The 13,180-nt window shown below is 53.9% G+C and carries 11 protein-coding genes and 5 pseudogenes; 14 read left to right on the forward strand and 2 right to left on the reverse strand.

The genetic code is table 11. The features are described from left to right. Positions 1-4: 4 nt before the first annotated feature. The 7 genes and pseudogenes from mlaD to hisD all read left to right on the forward strand — a co-directional run bounded on the left by mlaD (position 5) and on the right by hisD (position 5,209). Positions 5-469: an outer membrane lipid asymmetry maintenance protein MlaD gene (gene mlaD, locus FDY98_RS09140; RefSeq protein ID WP_027959088.1), complete on the forward strand. Its 465-nt coding sequence runs from the start codon at positions 5-7 to the stop codon at positions 467-469. 90 nt (positions 470-559) lie between these two features. Then, positions 560-1,201 (forward strand): MlaC/ttg2D family ABC transporter substrate-binding protein, encoded by a 642-nt coding sequence (locus FDY98_RS09145; protein ID WP_081742670.1) that lies wholly within the window; start codon positions 560-562, stop codon positions 1,199-1,201. Beyond that, complete coding sequence (locus tag FDY98_RS09150) at positions 1,198-1,536, forward strand: STAS domain-containing protein (RefSeq protein WP_027959089.1); 339 nt, start codon at positions 1,198-1,200, stop codon at positions 1,534-1,536. Before FDY98_RS09145 ends, FDY98_RS09150 begins: the two co-directional genes overlap by 4 nt. Before the next feature lie 93 nt (positions 1,537-1,629). Continuing rightward, positions 1,630-1,880, forward strand: a pseudogene (locus tag FDY98_RS09155) (BolA family protein). Positions 1,881-1,890: 10 nt separating this feature from the next. Continuing rightward, a pseudogene (gene murA, locus FDY98_RS09160) lies at positions 1,891-3,153 on the forward strand (UDP-N-acetylglucosamine 1-carboxyvinyltransferase). A gap of 61 nt (positions 3,154-3,214) precedes the next feature. After that, positions 3,215-3,868, forward strand: a complete 654-nt coding sequence (gene hisG / locus FDY98_RS09165) for an ATP phosphoribosyltransferase (RefSeq protein WP_009287778.1) — start codon at positions 3,215-3,217, stop codon at positions 3,866-3,868. A 25-nt stretch (positions 3,869-3,893) separates the two neighbouring features. Continuing rightward, positions 3,894-5,209 (forward strand): annotated as a pseudogene (gene hisD / locus FDY98_RS09170) (histidinol dehydrogenase). 46 nt (positions 5,210-5,255) lie between these two features. Here the strand turns inward: hisD and FDY98_RS09175 are convergent. Next, positions 5,256-6,520, reverse strand: a pseudogene (locus FDY98_RS09175) (Do family serine endopeptidase). A gap of 128 nt (positions 6,521-6,648) precedes the next feature. Between FDY98_RS09175 and FDY98_RS09180 the strand changes: the two are divergent. Then, positions 6,649-7,410, forward strand: coding sequence for a Nif3-like dinuclear metal center hexameric protein (locus FDY98_RS09180; RefSeq protein WP_009287780.1), 762 nt, complete (start codon positions 6,649-6,651; stop codon positions 7,408-7,410). Between the two features lie 54 nt (positions 7,411-7,464). On the opposite strand, the gene FDY98_RS09185 is transcribed toward FDY98_RS09180, so the two are convergent. Further along, positions 7,465-7,923: a YhcB family protein gene (locus FDY98_RS09185; protein ID WP_027959091.1), complete on the reverse strand. Its 459-nt coding sequence runs from the start codon at positions 7,921-7,923 to the stop codon at positions 7,465-7,467. A gap of 210 nt (positions 7,924-8,133) precedes the next feature. Between FDY98_RS09185 and zapE the strand changes: the two genes are divergently transcribed. The 6 genes and pseudogenes from zapE to FDY98_RS09215 all read left to right on the forward strand — a co-directional run bounded on the left by zapE (position 8,134) and on the right by FDY98_RS09215 (position 13,178). After that, the gene (gene zapE, locus FDY98_RS09190) at positions 8,134-9,330 is read left to right on the forward strand and encodes a cell division protein ZapE (protein WP_027959092.1); all 1,197 of its coding nucleotides are present in this window, start codon (positions 8,134-8,136) and stop codon (positions 9,328-9,330) included. A gap of 184 nt (positions 9,331-9,514) precedes the next feature. Next, positions 9,515-9,943 carry a 50S ribosomal protein L13 gene (gene rplM / locus FDY98_RS09195; protein ID WP_022523919.1) on the forward strand — a complete coding sequence of 143 codons (429 nt, stop codon included), beginning with the start codon at positions 9,515-9,517 and terminating at the stop codon, positions 9,941-9,943. A 13-nt stretch (positions 9,944-9,956) separates the two neighbouring features. Further along, positions 9,957-10,346, forward strand: a complete 390-nt coding sequence (rpsI, locus tag FDY98_RS09200; protein ID WP_022523918.1) for a 30S ribosomal protein S9 — start codon at positions 9,957-9,959, stop codon at positions 10,344-10,346. Positions 10,347-10,553: 207 nt separating this feature from the next. Next, positions 10,554-11,153, forward strand: a complete 600-nt coding sequence (petA, locus tag FDY98_RS09205; protein WP_022523917.1) for a ubiquinol-cytochrome c reductase iron-sulfur subunit — start codon at positions 10,554-10,556, stop codon at positions 11,151-11,153. After that, positions 11,153-12,411, forward strand: a pseudogene (locus tag FDY98_RS09210) (cytochrome b). Before petA ends, FDY98_RS09210 begins: the two are co-directional and overlap by 1 nt. Further along, positions 12,411-13,178, forward strand: coding sequence for a cytochrome c1 (locus FDY98_RS09215; RefSeq protein ID WP_009287784.1), 768 nt, complete (start codon positions 12,411-12,413; stop codon positions 13,176-13,178). Before FDY98_RS09210 ends, FDY98_RS09215 begins: the two are co-directional and overlap by 1 nt. The last annotated feature ends 2 nt before the right edge of the window (positions 13,179-13,180 follow it).

Genomic DNA, 13,180 nt, shown 5'->3' on the forward strand with positions numbered 1-13,180 from the left:
TTTCATGAAACGCAGTAAAACCATGGAGTTCGGTGTGGGCCTGTTTATGGTGGCGGGCATTCTGGGGCTGGTGTTCCTCGGCCTACGTGTGGGTGGACTGACGCTCTCAGCGCCCACGCAGTCGTTTCAGTTAGAGGCCAACTTCGCCAATATTGGTAGTTTAAAACCCCGTGCCAGGGTCACCATGGCGGGTGTGACAGTGGGGCGGGTAGAAGCCATTGAGCTGGATACGCAGTGGTTCGATGCGCGGGTCGTTCTTAGCCTGGATAGCGAGCTTGAGGGTCAGCTCTCCAAAGACTCGATTGCCTCGATCCTGACTGCAGGCTTATTAGGTGAGCAGTACATTGGCCTTAGCGTGGGCGGCGACCCTGAAATGCTTGAGGATGGCGATACGATTCGTGACACCCAGTCGGCACTGGTGTTGGAAGAACTTATCCAGCAGTTTGTGTCCAATATGGCAACTAACTAGTGTTTCAAACGGCAGGCACTAATCCAGTGTAATAACGGGCCCAGTGCAATACCGGGTGGGGAGATGATGGTTATGAATGGAGTGAACTTGATGATGGGTCGTTGGTTATTGGTGGTAATGATGATGGCGGCGTTAATGGTGCCACTGCAGTCACAGGCGCAGTCTCAGACACCAGAAGCAATGATTCGCGATAACGTTGAGTCACTGATGTCGGAACTCGAAGGTCGCAAGGATTATTACGCCAATAATCTTAGCGAGCTTGAGGCGTTAGTGGATAGCAACCTCGAACAAGTGGCGGATTTCCGCTATATCGGGGCCAGCGTGATGGGGAACTACTTCCGCAACGCTTCCCCGGAACAGCGCCGTCGTTTTGTCGATGTGTTTCGCCAAACGCTGATTGATACTTATACTCGTGGGCTAGTGACGTTTGATTATGATGAGCTGCGGGTGCTGAATGCCCAGCAGGCTCAGCGCTATGACGACCAGGCCAGCGTTGCCATGGAAGTGGTGGCCAATAACGGCAAGGTGTACCCCGTAAGCTATAGCCTGAGACTCTCCGACGGCGAATGGCGGGTGGTTAACGTGATCGTTAACGGTATTAATCTGGGTCTGACGTTCCGCAATCAGTTTGACCAAGCCATGCGCGATAACAATCGTGATTATGACGCGGTTATTGACGGATGGTCACCTGAAGTGGGCGTTGAAGAGCTTGAGCAGGGAGGCGATGCGTGACAGTGCTGTTTTCACGCCCCAGTGTAACGGTTAGTGTAGAAAACACTACCTTGCTGGTGGAAGGTGATGTGGAGGTATCCTTGGCGGCCGATTTGGCCGCCTGTGGTGTTAAATGGCTCAAGCACACCGAGCTAACTTCGCTTAGCTTAGACTTTAGTCGCATTGAGAAGGCTAGCAGCGCTGCCATTAGCGTGCTGTTTGAATGGCTTCGAATTTGTCGGCAGCGCGGTATCCATATCCAAGCCATTCTTTTTTCAGCGCCGCTACGCCGACTTGCCTCCCTGGCTGAGTTGGATGCTTTGATCGATCAGCCTGCGGCTACTCTGGCCGTTTAACGCTCCGGCATCGCCAAGCGCACTGCTTTTCTTTATTATGTCTACCCAATTACGTTCATTAATAACGATGACCCCAAAGGAGTTTTCTGCGCCATGCAACCCAACGAGGTAAAAGCACTGCTTGAATCCCGTATCGACGGATGTCAGTTCCATATCCAGGGTGAAGGCTGTAATTTTCAGGTGATTGCGGTTGGCGATGCCTTTGAAGGTCTCTTCCGGTCAAACGTCAGCAGCTTGTCTACGCTGCGCTGAGCGATGAGATCGCCTCGGGTGCGCTCCACGCTATTAGCATCAAAACGTTTACCCCGGTGCAGTGGCAAACTGCACCGGAAAACGTTCAATAACGGTCGCCCCATGGATAAATTAATCATTACCGGCAATGGGTCGGTAGACGGTGAAGTGTGGGTGAGTGGCGCTAAGAATGCGGCGCTGCCTATTTATGTGCCAGCCTGTTGGCCGATGGCCCCGTGGTGATTGGTAACTTGCCGCACTTGCAGGATATTACTACCACCTTAGAGCTGCTCGGCCGCATGGGCGTTGAGCCGGTGATGGGCGAAAAACTGAGTATTCAGTTGGATGGCTCCCAAGTCACTCAGTGTCACGCACCGTATGAGCTGGTTAAGAAAATGCGTGCCTCGATACTGGTGTTGGGCCCTCTGCTTGCCCACTTCGGTAAAGCCGATGTATCGCTACCCGGTGGTTGCGCCATTGGCTCGCGCCCGGTGGATTTGCATATTCGCGGTTTAGAAGCCATGGGGGCGGAGATTCGCGTTGAGGCTGGCTATATCCGCGCGCGGGTGGACGGTCGTCTAAAAGGGGCAACTATCTACTTTGATACCGTGACAGTGACCGGTACCGAAAAACCTGCTGATGGCGGCGACCCTAGCCGATGGCAAAACCGTTCTGGAAAACGCTGCCCGCGAGCCTGAAATTGTCGACTTGGCTGAGTGCTTGATCAAAATGGGCGCTAAAATCAGCGGTCAAGGCACTGACACCATTACTATCGAAGGCGTCGAAAAACTGCACGGTTGCGAGCACGATGTCATGCCCGACCGTATCGAGACAGGCACCTTTCTAGTTGCCGCCGCCATGACTGGCGGACGGGTGAAGGTCAAGCGCACCCGGGCCGATATCCTGGACGCGGTCATTGCCAAGCTGGAAGAGGCGGGTGCGGAAGTCACCAGTGGTGACGACTGGATCGCCCTGGATATGCACGGCAAGCGGCCTAAGGCGGTGAATATTCGTACTGCGCCTTATCCAGCGTTCCCTACCGATATGCAGGCGCAGTTCGTGGCCATGAACGCAGTGGCCGTGGGGCACTCTCGGGTGGTCGAGACGATCTTCGAAAACCGCTTTATGCATGTTCAAGAGCTTAACCGCATGGGCGCCAATATCGTGCTGGAGGGCAACACCGCCTTGATCGAGGGGGTCGAGAAGCTTTCCGGTGCACCGGTAATGGCAACCGATCTGCGCGCGTCGGCTTCGCTGGTGATTGCGGCCATGATGGCCGAGGGGGAAACTCTAGTAGACCGCATCTATCACATTGACCGTGGCTACGAGTGTATCGAAGAGAAATTGCAGCTGCTGGGTGCGCGCATTCGCCGTATTCCTGGCTAGACCATTTCTACTGAGTCTCTGCTGCTAAGCCCCTGCATGCTAATAACCACTGGGCAACACGATGAGTAAGCAACTGATTTTAGCCCTCTCGAAGGGCCGTATTCTGGAAGAGACGCTGCCACTACTGGCCGATGCGGGTATTACACCTGCAGAGGATTTAAGCAAAAGTCGTAAGCTGCTATTTGATACCAACTTGCCCGACGTAAAACTGGTGATTATCCGTGCCACCGACGTGCCCACCTACGTTCAGCTAGGGGCAGCCGATGTCGGTATCGCAGGTAAAGATGTGCTGCTTGAGCACGGTGTCGAAGGGCTTTATGAGCCGTTGGATTTGGAAATTGCCCGCTGTAAGTTGATGACCGCGGGTGTGACCGGCCAGTTGCCAGCCCGTGCCCGGCGTCGGGTGGCAACGAAATTTGTTAACGTGGCGCGACGCTACTACGCCGAGCAGGGAATTCAGGCTGAGGTGATCAAACTTTATGGCGCTATGGAACTGGCGCCGTTAATGAATCTCGCCGATGAAATTGTCGATATCGTCGATACTGGCAATACCCTGCGGGCGAATGGTATGGAGCCGCGTGAGCTTATTGCCCATATCAGCACCCGGCTGGTGGTGAATAAGGCCGCCATGACCATGAAGCATGAGCGTATTAAGCCGTTACTAGAGCGCTTGGACAGTGCGGTCAAAAAGCGTCAGACCCAGCTTGCCGAATGATGTGAGGTGACCCATGAGTGAACCCATGAGCAAACAGACGACTGCAACGATTTCACGCCTATCGACAAGCGATGATGCCTTTAACCATCGACTTGATGCGCTGTTAGATTGGGAAGGGGTGTCTGACAAAGCGGTGCAGGCGCGGGTCGAAGAAATTCTTGCCAGTGTAAAGCAGCGCGGCGATGCTGCGGTAGTGGAAGCCACGAATCGTTTTGACCGACTTGCGGCTACCTCGATGGACGAATTGCAGTTAACGCCCGAGCAGTTGAAAAGAGCGTTTGATAACTTGCCTGCTGAGCAGCGCGAGGCGCTTTCCAGCGCCGCCGAGCGGATTAAGTGCTACCACGAGCGTCAGAAGCCCAGCTCCTGGCAATACGAAGAAGCAGACGGCACGGTACTGGGGCAGAAAGTTGCCCCCCTGGATCGCGCCGGTATTTATGTTCCTGGCGGCAAAGCTGCCTATCCCTCGTCAGTGCTGATGAATGCGATTCCTGCCCATGTGGCCGGCGTGCGCGAAATCGTTATGGTCGTGCCTACGCCGGATGGCGTGCTCAATGAGTTGGTGCTGGCAGCGGCTCACTTGGCGGGAGTCGACTATGTGTTTACCATCGGCGGCGCTCAGGCCGTAGCCGCCCTTGCCTACGGCACTGAAAGTGTTCCTCGAGTCGATAAAATAGTTGGGCCGGGCAATATTTATGTGGCCACGGCGAAGCGTGCAGTATTTGGTCAGGTGGGAATTGATATGATTGCCGGGCCCTCGGAGATTATGGTGGTTTCCGATGGTCAGACTGATCCCGATTGGCTGGCAATGGATCTATTTTCTCAAGCCGAACACGACGAAGATGCCCAGGCGATCTTGGTGAGCTGGGATGCCGGACACTTAGATGCTGTGGAGTCGGCAATTGAGCGGCTACTGCCGACCTTAGAGCGCAAAGAGATCGTGCGTGAGTCGCTGCGTAAGCGAGGAGCGTTAGTGCTCTGCCAGGACGCCCAAGAAGCGATTACGTTGATTAACCGGATTGCTCCTGAGCACCTGGAGCTTTCGGTGGCTGCCCCGAGACGTGGTTAGACGATATTCGTCATGCCGGGGCAATCTTTATGGGGCGTTACACCGCCGAGGCGCTGGGTGATTACTGTGCCGGGCCAAATCACGTGCTGCCTACCTCTGGCACGGCGCGCTTCTCTTCACCGTTGGGGGTTTACGATTTCCAGAAGCGCTCTTCGATTATTCACTGCTCCGCAGACGGTGCTTCTGAGCTGGGCAAAATCGCCTCGGTATTGGCGCGAGGTGAATCACTCACCGCCCACGCCCGCTCCGCGGAGTACCGGATTCGCGATTGATACTGCCAATGCGCTTTGCGCTACGCCAGCGCGTTTTGTAAACAGGCTACGAGTCGCGTGGGCCAGGAGTCTCTTCATTAATTGGGATGGTAGGGAGTGGGCGTTCGCCCACTTCGAGGGTCATCTCCAGGCGCTCGCCGCTACGGACGATGGTGAGTGGTAGCGAGGTGCCGGGTGCGATAGAGGCGATTTCACTCATCGTGGTGCGGGCATCCAGAATAGGCTGGCCATTGACAGAGAGAAGCACATCGCCTGGCTCTAGCCCCGCTTCCGCGGCAGGCCCTCCGCTGACGACGCCGGCGACGATCACACCTTGGGGTGTTTGCAATCCAAAGGAGGCCGCCAGTTCCCTGGATAGCGCCTGAGCTTCAATGCCCAGCCAGCCTCGAATCACCCGCCCTTGAGTGACCAGCTCATCGAGAATGCTATGAGCAAGGTTGGCGGGAATTGCAAAGCCAATGCCCTGAGAGCCACCTGAGCGCGAGAAAATAGCCGTATTAATGCCGACCATGGCGCCCTCAGGATTGACCAGCGCGCCACCTGAGTTACCCGGGTTGATAGCCGCATCTGTTTGAATAAAGTCTTCATAGGCGTTTAGCCCTAAATGATTGCGCCCCGTGGCACTAATAATACCCATGGTGACCGTCTGACCGACACCAAAAGGGTTGCCAATAGCGAGCGCTACGTCGCCTACCGCTACGTCGGCTGAGTCTGTGAGTTCAATGACTGGCAAATCGTCCAGGTTAATTCTTAGCACGGCTAAATCACTTTCAGGATCTGTGCCGATCACCTCTGCCAGGGTTTCGCGTCCGTCGCGCAGAGCGACCTGGATTTCATCGGCGCCGTTGATGACGTGGTGATTGGTTAGTACGTAGCCGTCCTCACTGACTATAACGCCAGAGCCCAAGCTTGAGAGCATGCGTTGATGGGTCGTCGCGTCATCTCCCTGGTTATCAAAAAATTGCTGAAAAAATGGATCTGACATCAGTGGGTGCTGGTCGCGCTCAACGATGCGCGATGAGTAGATATTTACTACCGCCGGCGCGGCTTGCTCCACTGCCTGAGCATAGCTGACGGGGCCTTTGTTCCGGGAAAGCGGCGCTGCCTGATGAATTTCAGGCGCAGGGCGACTAGGGTTGGGTTCTACCACTTCTGGTGTCGTCGAGATGACCGGCGCGGCGACTTGGGGGCTTGAGGCGACGAGTCACGAAACGGGTTGGGTAACTGCTCGGGGAGTGCGAAGAGAATCACCACCGCGAGCAGTACGCCAGTGATAACAGGCCAGAGATAAGGCAGCACGTAGCGTCGCATGCAATCAATTCCTTAACGGGTCAGTCTCGCTGTTCGCGATATAAAGCAGCGAGTTTTACAATGGTTTTATGGTAACACTTTCTTAGCAGCTACCTCACGGGTGCGGTTAAATCAATAAAGGACTCAATATGATTCATCGTGATCAACTAGTAGCGGCTTGTGACCATCAGTTACGTGCGGCAGAGTTTAAAGATTTTACCATTAATGGCTTACAGGTGGCGGGCAGTGAGCACGTCAAGCGCATCATGACCGGTGTTACTGCCTGCCAAGCGCTGCTGGACGAAGCCGTTGCCTGGCAGGCAGATATGGTGCTGGTGCATCACGGTTACTTTTGGAAAAACGAGCCCGTGGCGATTACTGGTATGAAGCAGCGGCGGATTAAAACCCTGCTTGATCATGACATTAGTCTGTTAGCGTATCATCTGCCTCTGGATGCGCATGCCGAGATGGGCAATAACGCGGAGTTAGCCCGTCACTTGGGGTGGAAAGTAGAGGGATGCATTGATGGCGCGCTGGGGGAGGGGCTTTTGTGGTCAGGACGATTACCGCAGCCACACTCAGTCAGTGAGCTGGCAGCGCAAATAGCGCAAACCTTACAGCGCAAGCCGTTGGTCATTGAAGCCCCGCAGGTGGGAAATATTGAGCGCATCGCCTGGTGTACCGGTGGTGCGCAGGACATGATCACCGACGCCTATGAGTCGGGCGCACAGGTATTTGTATCGGGTGAGATATCCGAGCGAACCACTCACCTGGCGAGGGAGATGGGTATTCATTATATCGCCGCCGGGCACCATGCCACTGAACGTTATGGAGTACAGGCGCTGGGCGAGTGGCTAAGCGATGAGTATGGCGTTGAGCACCGCTTTGTGGATATTGATAATCCCGCTTAACGCATTAAATGCCCCGGATCACCGATAACAGAAGCCGGGGCTGATCAATCATTATTAGTAGCGCGGCGGTTGGGGTGTTGCCGCCTCGTTGCTCTTCAAGCCAAAGTCTTCTGACAACGTGCCGCCCTTACCATCCGCGTAGTCACGTGGCGTCGCAGGGGTGCTGGCGTCTGCCGTCGTCTGCTGCTCGCGCGCTGGATCGATACCCGAGAGATCAAGGCTAGGCTGAATAGCAGCGTCGCGAATATCCCACTCCGCGGCGTCCTCTTTCAGTTGAAGCTCAAGCTGGTTGGCTTCATCGCGGATATTGCTTAGGCGTTGATAAATACCCGTTAAATGGCTGCCCACGCTGCTCTTCATCTCGGCAATCTGGTGCTCGCGTTCGAGTAGCTTTTGGCGCATGGAAGCCGCTTCACGCTGGCTTTTGCTGAAGAGGCGATAAGCAACCGCTCCAATGATCAGGCCGACGATAAAACCGATTATGGCAAACGTTAATGGTGAGCTCGCGTCCACAGTGTTCTCCCTGGCGCCTTGAATATAATGATTTAGAGGCTGCATATGCTAGCAGCTTAAGAATCAAACAGGCTGCCATTATAGGCGTCACTCAGCCGGTTGGGTCAATCCGCTCATGCGCTTAGATGTCTCTACAGGTATAATCACAGCCTTCTCAAGGTTGTCAGTAATGTACTGGCGGCTGCCTTACATGCTGTGGGAGGCGAGTGCATGTCATCAATAACTGCGAGTAGGGCATCGTCAAAAACGCGCCCTGCATCGCCTATAGAGCGCTATCGGGCGGACTTGGAGCGCGATGATTTTCAATATGATGCAGCGCAGGAGTTGGCCGTAAAGCATCTACAGCGGCTCTATGATGAGCTGGTCGCTGCGCCAACAACCGTTCCCAAAGCTCTGGTGGCGAATAAAGGGCTCCATAAAGGGTTAAAAGCCAAGGTGGCGGGTTTCATGGGCAAGAAATCCTCATCGGCTGATGAGCCTGTCTTGCCCGATATCCAAGGGCTCTATTTTTGGGGTGGAGTAGGGCGGGGCAAAACCTACTTGGTTGATACCTTTTATGAAGCCTTGCCCTTTCCCGACAAAATGCGCACCCATTTTCACCGCTTTATGCAGCGCGTCCATAACGAGCTGACCCACTACAAAGGTGAAAAGAATCCACTGACCCTAATCGCGGGCAAGTTTGCTACCGAGGCGCGGGTTATTTGCTTTGATGAGTTTTTCGTCAAAGATATTACCGATGCGATGATTCTTGCCAACTTGCTAGAAGCGTTATTTGAGCGCGGAGTGGTATTGGTGGCGACCTCTAATATCGTACCTGATGATTTATATAAAGATGGCCTACAACGGGCGCGCTTTTTGCCAGCCATTGAGCTTGTGAATCGTCATTGTGAGGTGGTTAATGTCGATTCTGGGGTGGATTATCGACTGCGCGCATTGGAGCGTGCGGCCATCTTCTACTCGCCGCTGGATGAAGCGGCTGAGCGCGAACTGTCGCGCAGCTTTCGGGAAATAGCCGGGCACGAAGGCGAGTCACAGGCGTCGCTAGAGGTAAATCACCGTGTGTTGAAAACGCGTCGGCTGCATGATGATGTCGCCTGGTTTGAGTTTCTTGAGCTGTGTGACGGGCCGCGCAGTCAAAATGACTATATTGAACTGGCCAGGGAGTTTCATACAGTGCTGGTTTCCAATGTGAGGCGTATGAATGCCAAGCAGGATGATCAGGCACGCCGCTTCATCAATATGGTCGATGAGTTTTATGATCGTGGCGTCAAACTACTGATGTCCGCGGAAGCGCCGATTGAAGAGCTGTATAGCGATGGCAAGCTAACGTTCGAGTTCCAGCGGACGTTGTCGCGTCTACAAGAGATGCAGTCCAAGGAGTACTTGGCGTTGGCGCATAAGCCTTAAAGCCTGACGGTGTGTCGGCTCAGTAAAAAAGTCACGATACGGCTTAACTTGTCAGTAGCCTTACTGTAGAATGCCGCCTCGCTGCATGTTGCTGGGTTAAACCAGCAACCAAAAAGAATAGGGATGGTGCTTCGCCGTACAACGGTGTAAGTCACCCAATACATTTAATCTGGTGATTTCATCCATGAAGACGTTCAGTGCTAAGCCGCAGTCCGTCCAGCGCGACTGGTATGTAGTCGACGCTACGGACAAAACGCTCGGTCGTCTGGCAACCGAGATTGCTCGCCGCCTACGTGGCAAGCATAAGCCCGAATTTACCCCTCACGTTGATACTGGCGACTACATCGTCGTGATCAACGCAGAGAAAGTCCACGTAACTGGTAATAAGGCGAAGGCTAAAACCTATTACCGCCACACTGGTTACCCGGGCGGTCTGCGCTCTATGACATTCGACAAAATGCTTGATCATGCGCCCGAGCGTATCATTGAGTCTGCCGTTAAAGGTATGTTGCCGAAAGGTCCCTTGGGCCGTGCCATGTACACGAAGTTGAAAGTGTACGCTGGCGACGAGCATCCGCATGCTGCCCAACAGCCGCTTGAACTGAACCTCTGAGGAAATCTTCGCCATGACACAGCAGTATTACGGTACCGGGCGCCGCAAGACTTCCACCGCTCGCGTGTTTATGAAGCCGGGCTCTGGCAAAATTACTGTCAACAACCAAGACCTTGACCTCTACTTTGGTCGTGTTACCGGTCGTATGGTTGTTCGCCAGCCGCTTGAATTGACTGAAACCCTGAACCAGTTTGACATCTTCGTGACTGTCGCTGGTGGTGGTGGTTCTTCTCAAGCTGGTGCGATCCGTCACGGCATTACACGTGCCCTGATGAACTACAATGAAGACCTGCGTCCTTCGCTACGTGCCGCTGGCTACGTAACGCGTGATGCACGTCAAGTTGAACGTAAGAAAGTCGGTCTGCGCAAAGCACGTCGTCGTCCGCAGTTCTCGAAGCGTTAATTTTTACGCTATGCGGAAAAACGCCCAGGTCATCGACCTGGGCGTTTTTATTGGAATATCAAAAAATTATATTGCTCGTACCACTATGGTCACGAGCGGTTGTTCTTGTGCACAGCGCTTTGTTTTTTTACCATAGAGCGTAATTAATATTCGTCGCCGCAAGACGCCTTTGTGGCGGAACGGGTAAGCTGATGGGAGAAACCTGAAATGGCAGATAACGGCGTAAACAAAGGCCGACGCCGTTTCCTCGTAGGCGCCACCTCCGTTGTGGGTGCGGTAGGTGCTGTCGGGGTAGCGGTACCCTTTGTGGCTTCTTGGCAGCCTAGTGCCAAAGCAAGAGCGGCGGGTGCTCCCGTTCAAGCAGATATTTCCAAGCTTGAGCCTGGGCAGCGTATGACCGTTGAGTGGCGTGGTCGGCCAATATGGATCATTAATCGCACGCCGGAAATGATCGAGCGTACTGAGTCGCTGAGCGGTGAGCAACTGGCCGATCCGGATTCGGAAGAGCCACAACAGCCCGCTTATATCGAGGGTGGATTGCGCTCTATCAAGCCCGAGATTGGGGTGTTGATCGGTATTTGTACTCACCTAGGCTGTTCGCCGTTATTCCGGCCTGAACCCGACGCAGAGGGCGTAGGCGTTGATAACTGGCCGGGTGGTTTCTTCTGCCCATGCCACGGTTCCCGCTTTGATTTGGCTGGTCGCGTATTTAACAACGTTCCTGCGCCGACCAATCTTGAGGTTCCACCCTACCGCTTTGAGAATGACGATATCATTATCGTCGGCGAAGATGAGGAGACTGCCTAATGGGTAATCCGAATAAAGCCAAGGCGGAAAAAGGCCTCATGCGTTGGGTGGATGATCGCTTCCCTGCTACTCAGATGTGGCAAGAGCACCTCTCCAAATATTACGCGCCGAAAAACTTCAATTTCTGGTACTTCTTTGGCTCGTTAGCGCTGCTTGCGCTGGTCAACCAAATCCTCACCGGGGTTTGGTTGACCATGAGCTTTAACCCCTCAGCTGAAGGTGCCTTCGATTCCGTCGAATACATCATGCGTGATGTGGAATGGGGGTGGTTGATTCGCTATATGCACACCACGGGGGCCTCCGCCTTCTTCCTCGTTGTCTATCTGCATATGTTCCGTGGCCTTTTGTACGGTTCTTATAAAGCCCCGCGCGAGTTAGTGTGGGTCTTCGGCATGACTATTTACCTGGTGCTAATGGCGGAAGCCTTTATGGGTTATCTGCTGCCGTGGGGGCAAATGTCCTACTGGGGTGCGCAGGTGATTATCTCGCTGTTCTCAGCGATTCCGGCGATCGGCCCTGACCTGGCACAGTGGGTGCGTGGTGACTTCCTTATTTCAGGCATTACCCTAAACCGCTTCTTTGCACTGCATGTGGTTGCGCTGCCAATCGTTATTCTGGCACTGGTTGTGCTGCACATCATTGCTTTGCATGAGGTGGGCTCGAATAACCCGGACGGCATTGATATCAAGCAGAAGAAGGATGAGGCTGGTGTGCCGTTGGATGGAATTCCTTTCCACCCTTACTACACGGTGAAAGACCTTGTCGGTGTGGCAGTGTTCCTGTTCGTTTTCTGCGTAGTGGTGTTCTACTTCCCCGAAGGTGGTGGCTACTTTATTGAGCGGCCTAACTTTGATCAGGCGAACCCGCTGCAGACACCAGATCACATTGCCCCGTTTGGTATATGACACCGTTCTACGCCATTCTCCGCGCCATCACCTTCTCGGTCTTTGGTTTAGACGCCAAGTTCCTAGGGGTTATCTTTATGGGCGCGGCGATTGCAATCCTGTTTGTTCTGCCCTGGCTGGATCGTAGCCCCGTGCGCTCTATGCGTTACAAAGGCTGGATGTCGAAAGTCATGCTGCTGCTGTTTGCTATCAGTTTTGTCATCCTGGGTGTTTTAGGTGTGTTGCCATCGACAGAGGGTAGGACACTGCTAGCCCAGGCGTGCACCGTGATCTATTTCGCCTTCTTTGTCTTGATGCCGTTCTACACCAAGCTGGAGAAGACTAAACCCGTTCCGGAAAGGGTGACTGGCTAATGAAAAAGTATCTATTTGGACTCCTTTTCGCCTTAGTGCCAGTAACCGCGATGGCTGCGGGGGGCGCAAGTGTGCCTCACTCGATGGATCCTGATCTGCATGATCAGGCCTCGTTGCAAAATGGCATGAAGCTCTATGTTAACTACTGCATGGGCTGTCACTCGCTTAACTATCAACGCTTTTCGCGTGCGGCAGACGACTTGGGGATGCCTCAGGATTTGGTTGAAGAGAATTTGATTTTCTCGTCAGATTTGGCTTACAACGATCAAATGCATAACGCCATGAACAGCGGTGATGCGGAGGGTTGGTTTGGTGCGCCGCCGCCCGACCTGTCGCTCAAGACGCGTGTGCGTGGGACCGATTGGATTTACTCTTATTTGCTCGGTTTCTACAAAGATCCTAGCCGTCCCACGGGCGTTAACAATACGGTGTTTGACCTAGTGGCAATGCCGAACGTGTTAGAGCCTCTGCAGGGCGTGCAAGAGCTGGTATGTGCTGAAACCGATCACCCGGTAGAAGGGCAAGAACCGGATGCGTTATCGGGCAAGTATCAGTCTTGTAACGTGCTGCAAGTGACCGAACCGGGGGAGCTCGAACCTGCGGAATTTGAGGAGGCGATGTATGATCTTACTAACTTCCTGGCTTATGTAGGTGAGCCCTCCAAGCTTCAAGCACAGGCGCTGGCACCTAAAGTACTGATCTTTATTTTCATTTTTGGTGTGATTGCTTACCTGCTCAAGCGCGAGTACTGGCGAGATATCCACTAATT

Origin of the sequence: Halomonas sp. PA16-9, assembly GCF_009728585.1 — a bacterium.
GTDB lineage: Bacteria > Pseudomonadota > Gammaproteobacteria > Pseudomonadales > Halomonadaceae > Vreelandella > Vreelandella titanicae.